Source organism: Haloferax sp. DFSO52 (assembly GCF_048158745.1).
GTDB lineage: Archaea > Halobacteriota > Halobacteria > Halobacteriales > Haloferacaceae > Haloferax.
Genome location: NZ_JBLOPB010000002.1, coordinates 108108 through 125152 on the forward strand (window position 1 = coordinate 108108; position 17045 = coordinate 125152).

Genomic DNA, 17045 nt, shown 5'->3' on the forward strand with positions numbered 1-17045 from the left:
ATTACGTCCGAACGTTCTCGCCAGCCACGTCACCGAACTCGTCGCCGTCCCAGACCATCTCGCCGCGGAGCATCGTCCACTCGGGAAAGACGCCTGTGTGCCCTTCGAACGGCGTCCACCGACACTTCGAATGCAGGTCATCACCGCGAATCTCGCGGGGGGCGTCGAGGTCGTAGAGGGCAAGGTCGGCATCTGCACCTTCTTCGATGCGGCCTTTCTGCGACAGGTCGAAGATGTCTGCCGGGTTCGTCGCGACCACGTCGCGGACGGTTTCGAGCGACAGGTCGCCTTCGACGACAGCACCGAGGAGAAGTGGAACCATCGTCTCGACACCGGGGACGCCACTCGGGGCGTCGAGCAATGACTGGTCTTTCTCTTCGGTGGTGTGCGGTGCGTGGTCGGTCGCAACCACGTCGATTCGGCCGTCTGCGAGGCGCTCGAACATGGCTTCGCGGCGTTCTTCGGAGCGGAGCGGCGGGTTCATCCGCCCGTAGGTTCCGAGGTCCGAGAGGTCGTCGCGCGAGAGGAACAGGTGGTGCGGCGTCACTTCGCACGTTGCACCGCCGTCGCGGGCGGCGTCCACGCCTTCGGGCGTGCTGGTGTGAGCGATGTGTATCTGTGCGCCCGTCTCACCACCGACGCGAACGGCGCGTTCGACGGCCGCCGCTTCGGCCTCAGCACGACGGTAGGCGCTCCACGCGTCAGCGTGGGCGTCGCGACCGATGCCGCCGAGGTCACCCTCGATGGCCGACTCGTCGAACAGGTCGGCGTCTTCGGCGTGGACGGTCACGGGCACACCTGTTTCACCGGCGCGTTCGGCGGCGGTAGCGAACAGGTCGGCGTCGATGCCCATATCCCCTGTCGAGTCGGCGAGGAACACCTCACCGAGAGCGAACAGCGGACGGTCGAACAGGCTCTCGGAGTCCCAGTCCGGCGTCACGCCGCCGTTGATACCGTAATCTATACACGAGGTAACTGCCCGGTCGGCTTTCGCGTCGAACCCCTCACCACTCGTCGTCGTGGGGTCGGTGTTCGGCTGGTCTGCGACAGTCGTCACACCGCCTGCCGCCGCACTCTGCGACCCGGTTTCCCACGTCTCTTTGTGTTCGAATCCCGGTTCGCGGAAGTGGACGTGAACGTCGATTGCACCCGGCAGAAGGAGCTTTTCGTCGGCGTCGATGGTCGATTCGTCGGCGACCGAGTCGAGGTCACCGACGGCGTCGATGCGTCCGTCTTCGACGCGGACGTCGACCACGCGCCCGTCGGCCAGCGTCGCGTTCGCAATTCGCATAGATGAGGGTGCCACGCGCCGGGCCCTAAGTGCGGCGGTTCGGGTGATACGTCCGCACACTCACACTTCACTCACGCATCATTCACACTTCATTCACGCATCATTCACACGTGGACGTCGCCCGCGTCGTCGATTCGAGTCGTCGCGTCGCCAACGAAGACTGATTCGAGCACCTCGCAGACAGCGTCCGAGTCACCCGGGCCACCGGCGGTGTCGATGCTCCCGACCGAGTCGGGGTCGAACGGGACGTCGATTGCGTCGTAGATGGGGACCAGAACGTCTGCGATTTCGTCGCGGTCGGTGACGACGACGACGCCCGAGACGAGCGCCGACGATTGTTGCACACGTTGGGCGATTCCACAGAGTTTCCCGCCGGCTTGAATCGAGTGGTCTCCGGGGCAAAACGAGTTGGATGGTTCGCCCCGTCGCGCAGGGACACCGAGGGTTCGAAGCGCGCGGACGACTGCCGTCGTCGCCGCCTCGTATCGCTCGTCGAGACCGGAACGAGCGTCGTCGATTGGGACTGCGTGGGCGAACGCGACAGTGGTTCCGGTGTAGGCGACGGCGCGGCCACCGACGGAGCGTTCGAGTGCAGGGAATCCTCGTGACTCGGCCGCAGCGACTGCTTCGTCGTAGTGCGGTGCGCGCGTGTCGCGCCGACCGAACGCAATCTGTCGGTGCGGCGTCCACGCTCGGAAGGCGGGTTCACCCGTCTCACCTGTCTCTCGGAGCATCGATGCCGTGACCTTCCGGTCGGTCACGTTGTCTCCTGCCCGGCCGCGGATGACACGCATACCTGGCAGAAACACCCCGACGTACCTAAGAACATCCGTCCCGTCCCAGCGAGCATGCTGGGTCTTCCGCGGTCGGTTCTCACCCGCTTCGAGCGATTTTCGCTCTACAACTCGCCGTACCCCGCTCACGACAGTGGCTGTGCAATCGACCTCTACGTCGACGCCGACGACGCGATCGCGCGGTCACCTGTCGCAGGTGTCGTCCGCGAGACGCGGACGCTCCGTGCGCCCGACAAACCGTACGCCCACGACGAAGAGTACCTCATTCTCGTGGATGTCGATGTCGAAGCGACCGGGTTGCAGTGGACCGGCAGTGCGGACGACGACCCTCGAAGCGGACTCGTCGCCAGACTGCTTCACGTCGAACCCGACGTTTCGGCGGGCGAACTCGTCGAAGTTGGCGACCCGATGGGCCGACTCGTCCGGTCGGGCTTTTTCGCACCGTGGGTCACGAACCACATCCATCTCGGGTTTCGTCCCGAGACGGCCAATCACCACCGCGCCCGAGGGTCGCTCCCCCTCTCTGTGGACGTTCCCGTCTCGCCACTCGACTGGGATGGCGAGGGAACCGTCGTCGAAGTCGGCGACACCTACGCAGTTCTCGACCGACCGACACGCGGTGAAGATGTTGACCCGGAGACGTTCGTCGGTCTCGGCAGCACTGAAGGCGCTGTCTTGGACGGTGGCCTCGCCCATTACGAATACGGTGGGACGCTCTCTCCCGTCACTGACGGCCAGTCACTCTCACTGCTGGGTGCCACTGTCGGGCACTCGTCGGGACGCGACGTTCCGTGGGCGAACTTCGACGTCGTCGCAAACGGGGAACGGGTGACGGGTCTGTCGCTTTTCGCCTCGCGCGGGACGTTCGGGACGAAAATCGTCGCTCCCGGCCACGACTTCTCCGTCGGAGACGACGTCGTGGTGACGATTCGACCGAGCGACGACCCGATTCGACTCGGGTGACCGCTCGCAGCAAACATTCGAAGCCGTACCTGTTCGGTTCTGTGTGCGGTGTGTGGCGTATCTGAATTATGGTATGTATTCGATATAAACTGGGCGATTGGGGTGGTCTTAAACAACTTGATATCGAAAGCATACCGCCCCGCAAGCGATATGTCGGTTTTGTCCTTACAGGCCTGCGCTCGTGAGAACTAGAACGTCTCCCCAGACGGGAATTGTGGGGATTAGACAATACACTTCGGTGGGACGATGGGTGCCGAGGCTTCAGTGACAGGATACGAGGTGGAACTCGGGTGCCCAATCGAAGGGTCGTCTCTCGGGGCTGCGTTAGCGGACTCTGACCGTAAAATAGCGTTCGTTTCGGGTTTACACGTCTCGGAGACACCGATTCCGTACTTTACGGCACTCGGGTCAGACCTCGACGCTATCGACGACGTCCTCGACTCACACGAGTGTGTCGAACAGTTCGAACTCGTCGAGAGTGGCGGGAGCAAACGGCTCTATCGCTGTGAGTGGACGACCGAAACCGACGGTCTCATCTCGGTAATTCGACGGTCTGACGGGATCATCCGGAGGATGGAAGGCACGAGTGACGGATGGGTCATTTCGGTGTTCTTCCCGACGAACACACACGCTTCGGAGTTCCACAACGCGTGTCTCGACAGGGATATCGATATCACCATTCGCCGAGTCGAGCGTTCACGTCTCGACGAGCGACGACTCCGTAACGATGGCCTCTCGGACAAACAACTGACTGCACTCGAACTCGCCTACAGCCGGGGCTACTTCGAGACGCCCAAAGAGAGTTCACTTACCGAGATTGCATCGGAGATCGACATCACTGAACAGGCGATGTCACAACGACTCCGCCGTGCACTCAACACCCTCGTCAGGTCGTCCATCGACGACATCGGAGGTGACTCATCACGCAGAGAGAAGTGACGGTATGTGGTGCCTCGGCCGTGATGAAGTACGGCGCGGTTTCGAATCTCACATCCGTCAAATACGATTGAACCTTACCAAAACAAGGTGTATTCGCGCAACCGACTGCCTGTGGCACGTTTGACACCACATTCTCAGCGATACCCGGCGGCGAAGTCGGACTTACGCCGCGTCGAAGTAGTCGAGATACTGTTCGACGAACTCGCGGACGTTCTGGTACGTCGGTGGCGTTCCGTTGCGGACGAAATAGCCGGCGACTGCGTTGCCGACGACGAGTGATTCGGCCCGTCCGAGGCCGAGAACGTGTGCGAGTGCGAGCCCAGCGTTGAAGTGGTCGCCAGAACTCGTCGTGAGGACGGGGTTGGCTGTCCGGGGAACACCGACGTGTTCGACTCCGTCGTCGTCGACGAGATATGCCGCGTCGATACCGTGGCCGACGAATCGAGTCACGTCGAGGTGGTCGAACGCCGTGCGTGATTCCTGTTCGAACGTCGCTTCGTCCCTGCCGGCGAGTTGTGCGAGATACCGCGTCTCGTATCGATTCGCCGAGACGACCACGTCGACCACGTCGTCGAGTGCCGACACCTGTGCGATTCCGTCGGCGACGATGTCCGGCTCACGCTTTCGGAGGTCACCCGGGTCCAAGAGGAGCGTCTCGGGCGGGTCCGAGAGCGTCGGCCAGAGTTCTTCGCGGATGCCACGCGCCACGTCCGGGAGTTCTGGCATCTCCGACCAGTATCCCATCCCGAACAGTTCGGTCCCATCGACGAGTTCCGCCAGTCGGTCGACTCCGACCTGCGAGTCGATCGTTTCCCAGTCGAGTCGAATCTGCACACCGATCTCGGTGAGCATCAGTTTCCCATCGCTGAACTCGACGGCGTCGGTGTATCCTGGCGACCCGAGCGTCTCCATCGGGAAATCACCGAACTCGTCGACGAACGGGTCTTCAGGTGGGTCGCCGAGACAGCCGACGAGCGCGGGGTCGAAGCCCATCTCACCGAACGCCCGGGCGAGGTGACTCACGTGTCCACCGGTGCGGACGCCCTCTTGTATCCACTCGAACGAGAGCGAACTCTCGGCTTCCACAGACGCGTGCACGCGCTCCGAAAATTCTGCGAGTGTCGAGACTCGCTCGTACTCATCTGCAGATTGTCGTTCCGAGACGAACTCACGAACTCGGTCGATGTACCCGTCGAAACCAAACACGACGCGTCCGCCGCCAGCAGTCTGCGGCAGGGCATCACGACAGGATTCGACCGCCTCTGTGGTCGCTTCGTCTGGTCGGTCCATACCACGGAGTTCGAAATGGCTCGAATTAGGCTTTTACACTACCAGCAATGTTCGTCGCTCTCACGACGACTGGGTCGTGATTTCGAATCGCGCGCCGCCTTCGTCGCTGTCGGAGTACCAGATGCTCCACCCGTGGGCGTTGACGACGCTCTGAACGATCGTCAGGCCGAACCCAGAGCCCTTCTCGCTCGTCGTGTACCCCGCTTCGAAGATTCGAGGGAGGTCGCTCGACGAGATTCCTACCCCGTCGTCTTCGACGAAGAACCCGTCGCGGTCTTCGAGCGGGCCGATTCGAACCGTCACGTCGTCACCGCCGTGGCGAATCGCGTTGGAGATGAGGTTTTCGAGCAGTTGCTGGAGGCGGCTTCTGTGGGCGTCTATCACAACGTCGCCGTCGACGATTTCGAGTGTCGCGTTCGGAGCGTTTGCTGCAGCGGTTTTCCACGCTTGCATCGCAACTGCTTCGAGTGAGACTTGCTCGACCTCTTCGACCGTTTGGCCGTTTCGAGCGAGCGCCAGCACGTCTTGGATAATCGTGCCGATTCGCTCGTGGGCGTTGGCGACGCGTTGGAGTGCATCGGAGTCGTCCTCTTCGCGAGCGAGTTCGAGATAGCCCATCGCGATGTTGAGCGGGTTCTGTAAGTCGTGGGAGACGGCCGACGCGAACGATTCGAGCTGCTCGTTCTGCCGGGCGAGTTCACGTTCGCGCTGTCGGAGCAACTGTTCGCGTTCGACCCGTCCGAGCGCTGCTCGGGCGTTCGATGCCAGCACCCTGGCGAGCGCCACACGCTGGTCTCCCAGCGCACCTTCGGTGAGTGCTCCCACGAAGAAGACGCCGTACTCGGGTATCGGGACCATCAGCTCCTCGACGATGTCGGTCCGTGGATTGTAGCGGCGTGGTTCAGATCCAACGTCCTCGTAGAAGCGCTCGGTGCCAGACTCGAACACCTCCCACGCGAGACCGGTTCCGCGGGGCAATGGTGGCACGTCGCCGAACAGTTCTTCTGCCTGTTCGGTGAACTTCGTCGGAACGAGTGCGTCGAGTGAGTCGTCGTAGAGGAGGACGCCACAGAGGTCGTAATCGAGTACGTCGACCGCCGCCTCACAGACGCCGTCGAGGACTGCTGCTTTACTCGTCGCCGCGCTCAACTGTCGCGTCGAGACGTGGAGCGCATTGAGTCGTTCTTCGTATCGTTTCCGGGCGGTAATATCCGACGAGAGGCCGACTGCACCGGTAATCTCACCGCCGGTCCCGTGAATCGGTGTGATGGTAAAATCGATGACGTACTCGCCGGATGCGAGCGAGACGTCCAGTTCGAAGCGTTCGCCGGTACTCTCGCCGGCGAGAATGTTTTCGAGTCCTGCCACGAACTGTGAGTACTGATCTTCGGGAAGGATTCCGTGTTCACGGAAGACCGAGATATGCTTCCCGATGAGTGTGTCCCGAGGCATCGAAGTTCGGTCCGATGCCGGTTCGTTGATGTACTGGAGGACGAAGTTTCGGTCGACGACGTAGGCACCCTGTTGAATCGACTCGACGATCGTCTCGTAGTGATGGAGTTGCGATTCGTAGGTCCGTTGTTCGGTGACGTCACGTAACGTGACGAGGACACCGTACTCTCCGTGAATCTCGATACTCTGTACGTTGGCCGAACACTGTCGCACTTCGTCGTCTGTCCCGACGACACGGACCTCGTAACTCTCCGGGGCGTCGTCACCGCGACGACGCCGTTCAGAAATCTCGCTGACTCGCTGTCTGTCGTCGGGGTGGATGATGTCTAACACCGTCTTCCCGACGAGTTCGTCGTCAGTGTGACCGGTCAGTTCGGCGAGTCGGTGGTTGCAAAACCGAACGTCGCCATCTTGGGCGACGAAGATGGCATCGTGGCTCTGTTCGACGATGGTTCGGTACAGTGAGTCACTCTCACCGGGAATCACCGACTCGAAGAATTCGATGGCACATTCGACGCGAGCGGCGAACGCTTCGGTGTCTTCGACGACGCTCGACCGGTGGACGCCGATTGCATCGTCACCGAGGACTGTCGGCGTGATGTAGTCTGGGTCGTCGACGACAAGATACACTGGAACCGCCCCGACGTGATCGCGGAGACGTGAGACGAACTTGCCGTTCGACTCGGCTTCGGAACGGCCGTCTACGACGACGCTTTTGACCGGGCCGTCGAGCGTCTCGAAGACTGCCGACCTGCGGGCGACTGTCTCCACTGCGAATCCGCGTCGCTCGAGAGCATCGCAGAGTAACGAGGCATCTTCACCCACGAGGAAGACACGGGACTCGCTCATACGTCTACGATTCTGGGTGTCGGTAAATATCCCACGCCAACCGAGGCGTTTGTTGGGTCCACCGTGACCGACTCGTTCCTGAGAGACGAGGACCGTCGGTTACATGCCGACCGGCCTACTCGTTCGTGGTATGATCGACGAGTTCCCTGCCGAGGCCGCGGCGATCGTCCAGCGGCATATCGAGGAGGAACACGGCTACCTCTCGTGGCTCAACACCCGCGTCGACGCCATCGAACGCGGTCGACTCGTGATGACCATCCCGTACGACGAGAAACTCACGAACACGGTCTCACCGCCGACGATCCACGGTGGTATCGCGGCGACGCTCATCGACACGGCAGGTGGTATCGCCCTCCGGACGATGCTCGACGACCCGCTCACCGGCGGCGTTGCCACGATCAATCTCAACGTGAACTACCTCCGACGTGCGTCTGGCGACCTGACCGCGGTCGCCGAAGTCATCCGTGCAGGTGGAAGCGTCGGCGTCAGCACCATCACCGTCGTCAGCACTGACCCGAAAGAAGACTCGAACGTCGCGAGGAGGCAATCTCCGTCGAGCGACTGGGACGACGCTGTCGCGACTGGGCAGGGCGCGTACCGACTCTTCCGCGATTGAGCAGAGTGCGTACCGACGCTTCACTGATTGAGCAGAGTGCGTATCGGCGCTTCACTGATTGAGCAGAGTGCGTACCGACGCTTCACTGATTGAGCAGAGTGCGTACCGACGCTTCACTGATTGAGCAGAGTGCGTACCGACGAACCGCGAACTCACTCGAATTCGATGTCGTCGAGCGTCGTCGTCTCACCGAACAACCAGTCGGCGTGGTCGACGGCGTACTCCTTGTGTGCTGGTTCGAGATAGCCGAGCGCGTCGGTGACTATGACGGGTCGGTAATCTCTCAGACCGGCACTGCCGGCAGTGTGGAGGACACAGACGTTCGCGAGCGTGCCGCAGATGAGCAGGTCGTCGATACCGTGGGCGTCGAGCCAGCCGTCTAACTGCGTCTGGTAGAACGCGTCGTAGGTGTGTTTCTCGACGACGAGGTCTTCGTCACGCACGTCGAGTCCGTCGTGTAACTCGGCGTCCCACGTCCCTTCGACGACGTGTTCGCCCCAGCGCTCGAACTCGTCGTAGTAGTGCGCATCGTCGAACTGCTCCGGGGGGTGGACGTCCTGCGTGTAGACGATGTGGGCCCCTGCCGCTCGCGCCAGCGAGACGAGTGTGGTGACGGCTTCGATGGCTGTCTCACTCGCCGGGGCGAACAGGCTCCCGTCGGGATGACAAAAGCCGTTTTGCATATCCACGACGACGACGGCAGTTCGTGTCGGGTCGAGTCTCATACTCGATGGTTGAACAGCAACGACCAAAACAGTACACGCCGTCGCGGATGGCGCTGTGGCACTCCCTCATCGTCGCGTATGCTGTTGGTTTCGGTGGTTATGTCGGACAAGGTACTTCCCTGCCCAGACCAAGAGTACGATATGCGAACGATTGGCTTGCGTGCTATCTTGGTCGCTACCCTCTTGCTTCTCGCTGGATGTGCCGCCCCGACGGCGACACCCGGCGCAGCGGGGAGCGACAGTTCTCCTCCTGCAACACCGGACCCCGACCGAACCGGGTTCGAAGACCCCGACAGCGACGTACTCGGCTGGGAGAATGGCTACTGGTACGACGAACCGATTGCAGTCGACCAGTCTGACGGTCTCAACGATTCAGAACTCGAAGCCTACGTCGCCCGTGGGATGGCACGAGTCGAACACATCCGGGAACTCGAATTCCAGGAGACGGTCCCGGTGAACGTCATCTCCCGCGAGGAGTACCGCAGCAGCAACGCCAACAGTTCCGGCCCGGCCGACTCGGAGTTCAACCGCTGGAACGACCAGGTGTGGGAAGCGCTGTTCATCACCGGTGAATCGACCGGAAGCGGAGAGGCAATCACCGAGACGACCAGCAGTGCTGTCCTCGGATTCTACTCACCGACCGACGACGAAATCAAAATCGTCACCGACTCGACCGGTGCGCCGACGATTAACAACGCGACGCTGATTCACGAACTCCAGCACGCACTCCAAGACCAGCAGTTCGACCTGACCGACGAACGATACAGTGGCGAGACACAAGACCGCCAACTCGCAGTTAGCGGTGTCGTCGAAGGCGACGCGAAACTCGTCGAACTCATGTACACCGAGAAGTGTGAGTCCGGTGCGTGGGACTGCGTGAAGACTCCCGCTGCGAACGGCGGCGGTGACGCGTCCGGAGACGGCAGCGGCCCGAATCTCGGAATTCTGCTCACCATCTTCCAACCCTACTCTGACGGCCCCGTCTACCTGAACACGCTCTACGAGGATGGTGGCTGGGAAGCCGTCAACGACGCACTTCGCAACCCACCAGCATCCTCTGAGCAGACAATCCACGTCACCGACGAGGAACCCGTTCCCATCGCCTTCGAAGACGGAGCGACGAACGGATGGACGACGTTCTCCGAACAGGGTGTCGATGGCGCTGACACTGTCGGCGAAGCGTCTATCTTCGCGATGTTCTGGTATCAAGCCCGCGTGTCCGGTGCCGAGACGATAAACCCACAGACCATCGTCGACACGAACGCGAAGTACGACACGTACAACTACGACGCTCCTGCGTCCGCCGGGTGGGGCAACGACCGAGTGTTCCCATACCAGAACGAGGCCGGCAGCGAAACCGAGTACGGGTACGTCTGGGTCACCACGTGGGACTCCGAGGGTGACGCCCGCGAGTTCGAGGATGCGTATCTGAACATCCTCGAAGCCAACGGCGCGACCCAGCAGGCAGACGGCATCTACGTCATCGAATCTGGCGAGTTCAACGACGCCTTCCGCGTCGTCCGAACCGGTGACCGAGTGGTCATCGTCAACGGCCCCGAACCCGGGGATGTAAACGAGATTCGACCGAGTCTGGCCTCGTAACGCGAGCGACAACCAGCCTGCCGGGACGTTTTTCCCTCCTCGCGTACCGTTTCAGTCTATGAATCGGCCGCGACTCGCCGCTCTCCTCTCGGTTATTTTCGTCGTCGTCGCCGGCTGCGCCGCACCTGCGGTGAACCCGGATGCGACGGCAGATACCGAAGGCGACTGGTCGTGGCCCGACGACCCACCGACTGACCGACTCGGGTGGGAAGGTGGGTACTGGTACAACGAATCTATCGACGTGAACCAGTCTGACGGCCTCAACGCGACGGAACGCGCCGCGTTCGTCAACCGGACGATGGCCCGCGTCGAGGTCATCCGAGAACTCGAATTCACCGACACGGTCCCTATCGAAGTCATCTCGCGCGCTGAATACCGTAACCAGTCGCAGTTCGACACCAACCCCGACAACGAGTCGGCCGTCATCCACTCCGACTGGAACGACCAGGTGTGGGAGTCGATTCTGTTGGTCGGCGAAGATCGAACCATCGACGAGGTGTTCGGCGAAATCTACGGCGGGGCAGTCCTCGGCTATTACTCGCCGTCGGAAGACCGAATCGTCCTCATCAGTGACGAGGGCGACCCAGTCGTGGACCGGCAGACACTCGCCCACGAACTCCACCACGCGTTACAGGACCAGCAGTTCGGTATCGACGGGTCGCCGCCGACACAGGACCGACAACTCGCAGAAAACGGTCTCGTCGAGGGTGACGCCAGATACGTGGACCGACTCTACGAAGAACGGTGTGCTGACGACTGGGAGTGTGTCCCCCGGCCGTCTGGATCTGGGTCTGGCTCTATCGGTGGGTCGTTCGACTACCCAGTCTTCTTGACCATCTACACCCCCTACAGCGAGGGCCCGACGTTCGTCTCCGAGCTGCGCGAACGCGGCGGGTGGGCGGCAGTCAACGATGCGTACGCGATGCCCCCGGTGTCCACCGAACAGATTATCCACCCCGAGACGTATCCCGACGAGCAACCAGTGGAGGTGCGTATCGAAGACCGGTCCTCCGACGAGTGGGTTCGGTACGACCACGACCCGGTGGGTGACACCGTCGGTGAGGCGTCTATCTACGCGATGCTCTGGAAACACGGGGCTATCGACCGAACCGACCTCAACCGAAACACGGGGCAGTACTCGGCGTACAACTACTCGGCAGGACCCTCGAAGGGATGGGCCGGTGACCTCGTCGTTCCCTACCGCCCCGCGTCCGACGACGAGTGGGAGACGAATCCGAACCAACGCGCCTACGTCTGGCGGATCGTCTGGGATTCAGAGGCAGACGCCGAGGTGTTCGAGACCAAATACGTGACGACGATTCTCCAACTCCGACTCGGCGCGAAACGAGTCGCACCGAACACCTACCTCCTCGAAACGGGCCCGTTCGCCGACGCCTATCGCGTCACTCGACAGAACGACACGGTCACGATCGTCAACGCGCCGACCGTCGATGCGTTAGCCGAAGTGCACCCCGAGTGAGTCGTTGAAGAAGATTCCTCTTCGACCGCCAGAACCGATTATGTACCTTTTTCATCGCGCAGCGGGAACTCACGATAATGACCGAGTTCGACATCGTCGGTTCCGAGGCCATCCGCGAAGGCGTCGCGACCGACGCCTACTTTCAGCGGACCGAGGACACCCTCAGGCACGCGGGAAAGAACCCTCGCGTCGTCGCCGAGGTGACTGCGGACCAGTTCCCCGATGGTGAGTTCGAGGTGTTCGCCGGTGTGAAAGACGCGGCGGCACTCCTCGAAGGCCACGATATCGATGTCGATGCGATGTACGAGGGCCAACTCTTCGACGGCGGCCCGGTGATGCGTATCGAAGGGAACTACCTCGAATTCGCCCGATTCGAGACCTCACTCCTCGGATTTCTTTCGCATGCGTCTGGCTGTGCGACTGCGGCGCTCGAGGTGCGGACCGCCGCACCTGAGTCTCCGATTTTCTCCTTCGGGGCGCGCCACGTCCACCCCGCTATCGCGGCGATGGTCGAACGAAGCGCACTCGTCGCCGGCATCGATGGCTTCTCGCACGTCGCCGCGGGCGAGATTCTAGGGAAGGAAGCATCGGGGACGATGCCCCACGCACTCCTCATCGCCTTCGGTCGCGGGAACCAGTCCGATGCGTTCCGCGCCTTCGACGAAGCAGTGCCGGAAGACGTGCCGCGAATCGCCCTCTGTGACACCTACGGCGACGAAACCGAGGAAGTCCTCCGCGCAGTCGAGACGCTCGGTGACCGCCTCGACAGCGTTCGCCTCGACACGACGTCGTCACGTCGAGGGAACTTCCGTCACATCGTCCGCGAAGTTCGCTGGGAACTCGACGCCCGCGGCCACGACGACGTCGGCATCTTCGTCAGCGGTGGCCTCGGCCCCGACGAACTTCGCTCCCTCCGTGACGTGGTCGATGGCTTCGGCGTCGGCGGCTACATCTCGAACGCGAACCCCGTGGATTTCGCGCTCGACATCGTCGAAGTGAACGGCGAACTGGCGGCCAAGCGTGGAAAACTCTCGGGCGTCAAAGAAGTCTACCGCACGGCCGACGGCGGCCACCACATCGGCCTGCGGGGGACGCCCGGCCCGACCGATGGCGACTCGCTGCTCGAACCTCTCATCCGAGACGGCGAAATCGTCCGCGACTTCGACCTCGATGCGGCGACGAGGCGGGCACGTGAGGACGCAAAGCGCGTCGGATTTGGAGACGACTAGCGCCGACTGGTCACGGGTCTTGGTTCTCCCGATGGCTTCGTTCGGGCGCCTAGACGATGCGTTCGGCTGTCTAGACGATGTACTCGGCAGTCGCCCAGTCGAGTAACAGATTACGGTGTAACCGAACTTACAGCGCTTCGACGCTGCCCCCGTCTTCGCGCTCGCGGAAGACCTGCCCCTCGAAGAGGGTGATCATCGTGTCTTCGTCTTGCCACGCGAGTGGCGAGAGCCCGGATTTGCGGCAGGCGTTCGTCAGGAACTCTTCTTTGGACCATCCGAGCTCGAGCGGGAGCGTCGGATACATCCATCCGTGGGTGCCACCGGCGTCGATGGCGATGCCGTGTTTCCCGAGTTCGAGGTCTGCAACAGGGTCGTTAGTAAGTGTGTAACTGTTAACGATGCAGACCGAGATGTTGAGGTTCGGTAGCTCCGGTGCCTCGATTTCGGTTTGACACGAGTCGCCGGACGACGCCTTGATAGCGGCGTCGACGATTGCGTGGCCCAGTTGGTCTTTCCCACGATACGCCCCTGCACAGCCCCGGAGCCGCCCACGCCCGCGTGTTGACTTGATACGAACGAACGCCCCCGTTCGTGCGTAAAACGCGTCACGCATACTCCCCGGTTGTTCTCGTTGCCCGTGGAGAACGTACGATTCGACCGATTCCCGCGCCAGTTCGACCGCCCGCGCCCCATCCTCGTAGGTGAGGTGTACGGTCTGCGCCTCGGACATACTACTATTCACGGCCTGTGTTGACTTCAACGCTTCCCTCGACTGTTAATCGATTGTTACGTCGATTAATTACCACATAAATCGCAGAATCGGGCCGATTCGACCTCCCCAATCGAACCGCTTATCCGGGGGACTGGGCTAGAATAACTCGGCAGAGAGAGCCCAGTTCCCGTGCCCATACTCGGGCATGAGGAAAGTCCCCCCACCGTCTGGACAGGTGACCGGGCGCAAGCCCGGAGTCGGAGACGGCTGGCTCTGGAACAGAAACGACACCCCTCGACCCGACCGATGATGTGCGTGTGACGACTTCGGTCGTCGCCGGTACGAACGAGGCAACTCGCCCGTACGCGAACCGACCCGTAAGGGGAGGAAGATAACCCACAGAGGGCTGGGAGATGGCATCGCCATCTCCGAACGAACGAGCGGCGAAGCCGCGAGTCGTTGCGTGTGGCCTCGTCTACACGCCGACGGTCGAGAATGGATGGAACGGTGAATCCTCACCGGTGCAAGTCCGCGCCGTGAAGGTAGTCCGGACGGCGCGTCGGGTTCGCCCGGCGTGCCCTCGGGGTCCGCCCCGAGAAGGACGCGGACGCTTAGCCGAATGCTGGGACGAACAGAAGGGGGCTTACTCCTCTCAGCCGATTTCGAACGACAGAGCGACAGCCACGTCGAATCGTTCGGTCGCTGCGTCGCTGCCCGATGCGATTCCGTAGATAAACATTCTTGCCAACCTGACACCACTCTCTGTGTATGCGTGGACTCCCCGTCCTCTTTGTCCTCCTCGTCGCACTGGCTGGGTGTACGGCACCAGCCCTTCCGGGTGACGGCTCGCCAGTAACGACGCCGATAGAGACACCGAGCGAGACACCCGCTACGACGGAGAGCGAGACGCCACCCACGACCACAACGACGGCACCGGAGTCCACGGAAACGGCGACACAGACGGCAACACCGACGGCCCAAGCGACGACCACGTACCCACCTGCATCGGGCTACGGACCGTGGGGGTCTGACCCGGTCATCGTCGACGTAGAGGCACCAAACGACGGCCGAGACTACGAAACACTCGTTCGCGAAGCGACGGTGTTCTGGGAGCAGAACGACGCGCGGTATCTCGGCTACGAAATCGAATACGCGGTGGATTCAGACGCTCGTAATCCCGACATCATCGTCCAGTTCTCAGACGAGATTCCAGAGTGTAGCGGGCAGGCGGACGCCGTCGGGTGTGCGCCCTACATCACGGACAGACGCCAGATTGAGCGCCCAGCCACGGTGTACGTCAAAACGGGATTCGGTGACGATTCGACCGTCGAAATCACCGAACACGAGCTGGGTCACACGCTTGGTCTCGCCCACGGTGACGAACCGGCCTCGTTGATGAACTCGACGGGCATCCTCTACACACTCCCGCGAACGAACGCCACCGAGAAGGCGTTCCCGTGGGACGACCCGGAGTTCACGGTCTACGTGGACGACTCCGGTTCGACCGACCCTGCGGAAGCACGTGACCAGATTCAACACGCCTTCGACTACTTCGAAGCGGGCGCTCCGGGGATGCCCGACAATCTGACGTACACCTACGTCGACGACCCCGAAGACGCAGAGGTTCGGATTTCGTTCGCCGAGGAGTCACCGTGTGGCGAGGGTGCTGCTTCGTGTGCCGCCGTCAGTGGATACGACCCCGACGGCGACGACGCATTGGAAACGTACGACCGCTTCGAAGTCGTCCTCGTCGATCTCGACACCGACGCCGTTGGCTGGCACGTCGGCTACTGGACGGCTCACTATCTCGGCGCAGAAGACGACGCCGACAAACCTGACCCATTCCGAGACGCGACGTACTCCGAGCGACGGAGTGAGTGGTGGACGTAACGCTGCGACTGATGGAATTGAAATACCGTCGAGGTGAACTACGATACCGTGTCTCCCGAGAAGTCGCAGTCGCCGCCGTTGACAGTCGTCTCGTGGTCGAGTGACGACAGTGGCGGCTTCGGTGAACTCCTCAGCCACGACGCAACCGCACTCGTCGGTGGTACCATCCTCGTCGCGGGAATCCTCATCGGACTTGCCACCGTTGGCGCGAGTCGCCTCGGAGAGTACAGACTCGTCGCGTTCGTCGCCCTGGCTCTCTTCTTCGGTGGCCCGTTCATGCTCGTCATCATCGCAGTAGTCGCCGCAGGCGGGTCACTTCGCGAGAACTTCCCGACTATCGAGACGATTCGACTCCGACCGTTCATCCTCGCGAGCGTCCTCGGCGTGTGTGCAGTCGTTCTCGCTATTCAGTATCCGCCCGTCCTCGCCGCCTACCTCTTCGTCGGGATTCTCACCGCTCTCACCGTCTCGATTCTCCGGACGGCAGGGACCGTCGATGTCGAGGCCGCGTCGCTCAGCATCTCGTCGCGCATCGGTCGAGACAGCGTGTTGGACCTCACCGACCTCCAGTCGGTGACCACACACCGGGTCGGTGGTGTCGTCGTCTTTCGACTTCGGTTCGTGGGAACACGTGGGGCTGCGAGTTGGCCGGTCGTCTCAGTTCCGACTGGCCGAGCAGCCGAGGTTCGGCGTGCTCTCGAGGCAATCGCCGACAGCGCTGGCGACTAATCTGCCCGCTGGCGATTACGCTGTCCGCTCCCGGACTGACCTGACCACGAGAGTGAGACTGTCCACAGGACTGCGGTCGAATCACGCTGGGACGTTGTGCGCAGAGTATACCGTAGCCGAGCGATTCTTTGGGTTCGGACGCGTAGCATGAGTGTGATACCCACCGATAGCCACGGTAACTCTCAGCTCTCCTTCGACGAGGAGGTGTTTCTCGACGCACTCTCCGAGTTCGGCGGAACCCCCGGAGAGCGGCACGTCGTCGCCCGACAGGCCCGCGACCTCGCCGACTCGGGGCAAGCAGAAGTAGACCGCGGCGCTGTGCTCACCGCAGACGAGATTATCCGCAACCTCCGCGATGCGCCAGAAGGTGGGCCTGCGACGCGGTGGAACTGGTGGCTCGGCGCGCTCGAAGCGGCGTACGGGAGTTACCGCGAGTTTCAGGTTCGCCACATCCCCGAACCGTGAGCCGTAATCGGTGAACGTG

At 62.0% G+C, this 17045-nt stretch carries 15 protein-coding genes and 1 other RNA gene; 10 read left to right on the forward strand and 6 right to left on the reverse strand.

Annotation, left to right across the window (positions count from 1 at the left end; all coding sequences use genetic code 11):
• Window position 1: 1 nt before the first annotated feature.
• Together ACK3SC_RS10230 and ACK3SC_RS10235 are read right to left on the reverse strand one after the other, a co-directional pair.
• Window positions 2–1291, reverse strand: a complete 1290-nt coding sequence (locus tag ACK3SC_RS10230; protein ID WP_416840076.1) for a dihydroorotase — start codon at window positions 1289–1291, stop codon at window positions 2–4.
• Between the two features lie 104 nt (window positions 1292–1395).
• Window positions 1396–2085: a lipoate--protein ligase family protein gene (locus ACK3SC_RS10235; protein WP_416840077.1), complete on the reverse strand. Its 690-nt coding sequence runs from the start codon at window positions 2083–2085 to the stop codon at window positions 1396–1398.
• Between the two features lie 54 nt (window positions 2086–2139).
• Here ACK3SC_RS10235 and ACK3SC_RS10240 point away from each other — a divergent pair, with 54 nt between their 5' ends.
• The gene (locus ACK3SC_RS10240; RefSeq protein ID WP_416840078.1) at window positions 2140–3048 is read left to right on the forward strand and encodes a hypothetical protein; all 909 of its coding nucleotides are present in this window, start codon (window positions 2140–2142) and stop codon (window positions 3046–3048) included.
• A gap of 246 nt (window positions 3049–3294) precedes the next feature.
• A complete protein-coding gene (locus tag ACK3SC_RS10245; RefSeq protein ID WP_416840079.1) occupies window positions 3295–3987 on the forward strand; it encodes a helix-turn-helix domain-containing protein in 693 nt (230 codons plus the stop codon).
• Between the two features lie 162 nt (window positions 3988–4149).
• Here the strand turns inward: ACK3SC_RS10245 and ACK3SC_RS10250 are convergent, their stop codons facing one another.
• Window positions 4150–5277 (reverse strand): PfkB family carbohydrate kinase, encoded by a 1128-nt coding sequence (locus ACK3SC_RS10250; RefSeq protein ID WP_416840080.1) that lies wholly within the window; start codon window positions 5275–5277, stop codon window positions 4150–4152.
• A 60-nt stretch (window positions 5278–5337) separates the two neighbouring features.
• Complete coding sequence (locus ACK3SC_RS10255; protein WP_416840081.1) at window positions 5338–7578, reverse strand: PAS domain-containing sensor histidine kinase; 2241 nt, start codon at window positions 7576–7578, stop codon at window positions 5338–5340.
• A gap of 130 nt (window positions 7579–7708) precedes the next feature.
• On the opposite strand from ACK3SC_RS10255, the gene ACK3SC_RS10260 reads away from it, so the two are divergent.
• A complete protein-coding gene (locus ACK3SC_RS10260) occupies window positions 7709–8194 on the forward strand; it encodes a PaaI family thioesterase (RefSeq protein WP_416841212.1) in 486 nt (161 codons plus the stop codon).
• Between the two features lie 152 nt (window positions 8195–8346).
• On the opposite strand, the gene ACK3SC_RS10265 is transcribed toward ACK3SC_RS10260, so the two are convergent.
• Complete coding sequence (locus ACK3SC_RS10265; protein ID WP_416840082.1) at window positions 8347–8919, reverse strand: cysteine hydrolase family protein; 573 nt, start codon at window positions 8917–8919, stop codon at window positions 8347–8349.
• A 141-nt stretch (window positions 8920–9060) separates the two neighbouring features.
• Here ACK3SC_RS10265 and ACK3SC_RS10270 point away from each other — a divergent pair, with 141 nt between their 5' ends.
• The 3 genes from ACK3SC_RS10270 to ACK3SC_RS10280 all read left to right on the forward strand — a co-directional run bounded on the left by ACK3SC_RS10270 (window position 9061) and on the right by ACK3SC_RS10280 (window position 13230).
• Window positions 9061–10521: an Hvo_1808 family surface protein gene (locus tag ACK3SC_RS10270; RefSeq protein WP_416840083.1), complete on the forward strand. Its 1461-nt coding sequence runs from the start codon at window positions 9061–9063 to the stop codon at window positions 10519–10521.
• Between the two features lie 58 nt (window positions 10522–10579).
• Window positions 10580–12001, forward strand: coding sequence for an Hvo_1808 family surface protein (locus ACK3SC_RS10275; protein WP_416840084.1), 1422 nt, complete (start codon window positions 10580–10582; stop codon window positions 11999–12001).
• 77 nt (window positions 12002–12078) lie between these two features.
• Complete coding sequence (locus ACK3SC_RS10280) at window positions 12079–13230, forward strand: nicotinate phosphoribosyltransferase (protein ID WP_416840085.1); 1152 nt, start codon at window positions 12079–12081, stop codon at window positions 13228–13230.
• Between the two features lie 127 nt (window positions 13231–13357).
• On the opposite strand, the gene ACK3SC_RS10285 is transcribed toward ACK3SC_RS10280, so the two are convergent.
• A complete protein-coding gene (locus ACK3SC_RS10285) occupies window positions 13358–13960 on the reverse strand; it encodes a TIGR00296 family protein (RefSeq protein ID WP_416840086.1) in 603 nt (200 codons plus the stop codon).
• A gap of 150 nt (window positions 13961–14110) precedes the next feature.
• Between ACK3SC_RS10285 and rnpB the strand changes: the two genes are divergently transcribed.
• The 4 genes from rnpB (at window position 14111) to ACK3SC_RS10305 (ending at window position 17026) form a co-directional block, all read left to right on the forward strand.
• An RNA gene (rnpB, locus tag ACK3SC_RS10290) (RNase P RNA component) lies at window positions 14111–14600 on the forward strand.
• Window positions 14601–14710: 110 nt separating this feature from the next.
• Window positions 14711–15832, forward strand: a complete 1122-nt coding sequence (locus ACK3SC_RS10295) for a matrixin (protein WP_416840087.1) — start codon at window positions 14711–14713, stop codon at window positions 15830–15832.
• Window positions 15833–15880: 48 nt separating this feature from the next.
• Window positions 15881–16561: a hypothetical protein gene (locus ACK3SC_RS10300; protein ID WP_416840088.1), complete on the forward strand. Its 681-nt coding sequence runs from the start codon at window positions 15881–15883 to the stop codon at window positions 16559–16561.
• Window positions 16562–16708: 147 nt separating this feature from the next.
• The gene (locus ACK3SC_RS10305) at window positions 16709–17026 is read left to right on the forward strand and encodes a hypothetical protein (protein ID WP_416840089.1); all 318 of its coding nucleotides are present in this window, start codon (window positions 16709–16711) and stop codon (window positions 17024–17026) included.
• The last annotated feature ends 19 nt before the right edge of the window (window positions 17027–17045 follow it).